The organism is Micromonospora sp. NPDC050695, from assembly GCF_040654415.1.
Classification (GTDB): domain Bacteria; phylum Actinomycetota; class Actinomycetes; order Mycobacteriales; family Micromonosporaceae; genus Micromonospora.
The window spans coordinates 1-1,069 of record NZ_JBFAHZ010000161.1 but is presented as its reverse complement, the minus strand read 5'-3'; the positions used below and the strand labels follow the sequence as shown (position 1 = coordinate 1,069).

At 59.7% G+C, this 1,069-nt stretch carries 1 protein-coding gene; it reads right to left on the bottom strand.

Annotation, left to right across the window (positions count from 1 at the left end; translation table 11 throughout):
- Positions 1-967: 967 nt before the first annotated feature.
- Positions 968-1,060: an SEC-C metal-binding domain-containing protein gene (locus AB0H52_RS32050; RefSeq protein WP_357951672.1), complete on the bottom strand. Its 93-nt coding sequence runs from the start codon at positions 1,058-1,060 to the stop codon at positions 968-970.
- Positions 1,061-1,069 lie beyond the last annotated feature (9 nt).

The following is a 1,069-nucleotide window of genomic DNA, read 5'->3' as shown; positions in this document are numbered from 1 at the left end:
CTCACGATCGGTCAAGGTCAACATGTTGCGCACAGCGGGAATCCTGTCCCACCGACCCACCAAGATCAAATGCTACGACCGCCTGAACTCGCCCCCTGCTTCCAGCTTCGTGACCTCGAGTCCGGTCGCATTCCAGGCGGCCCACTTCTCCGCGGCGAGCATTTTGCCTCGTGTGCGCTGGTCTATGCCTAGAGCCGGAGCATCCCGCGACAAAAACGCGTGCGTAGCAGCCAAATCATCAAGTCGGCGTTCACGTTCCTCCATCGCCCGCCCGCTTGCCCTTATCCCATTCCCATCCAGAGCCTTCCATTCTTCTTTCTTATATTTTTTTAGATCTTCAGTCGGCGGACGTTTAACTTGGCTCATTATCCGTTGGCCCAAGGAAGGGGGCCGGGGATCCTGCTGTGACATTTCGCATTCCTTTTATACGTTCGACTGAAAAACGAGAGTCGACTTGCTTCGGGAGGGTAGGTTCGTAACTCAGAACATCTCGCGCGCGACCAGAGTTGGGGACGACCTCTTTGGCGGATTAGGAGTCAGCATGCCGTCGCGTCAAGAGGAACAGGAAAATGGCCTGCAGTTCCGGAGTAATTCGTTTCGTGTGCCCAATCTTCATCTTGCCGCTCGACGTCGGCGTTCCCACAATCGGAACGTATGCCGAGGCGTTCGGGTTCACCGTGTTGCCCGCGCCACGGCCGGTCGATCACGGCGAGACAGCATCGCAGGGTCATTGCGTTGTCGGGTATCGGCTGGTCACGGCGGCGATCAGGTCGTGTGATCGGCGGTTGGCTTGGTGCGTGGCGCGGGCGATGTTGGTTGCCGCGCTGGTGCGGTGAGCTGGTCCCGAGGCACGATCACGACTTCGCGGCTGGCCGTCCTCACCGTCGTGCAGTTCCTGGGTGTGGCAGCACAACCCGCTCATGCCGGCGTCCCGGTCAGGGCGTTCGCAAGGTAGAGGTATGCCCGTTTAGTTCCTGGCCGGTATGCCGCAGCATTTCTTGTACTTGCGGCCTGAATCGCACCAGCATGCTGTGTTGCGGTCGGGTGGCCACAGCAGCACCTGGTCGGG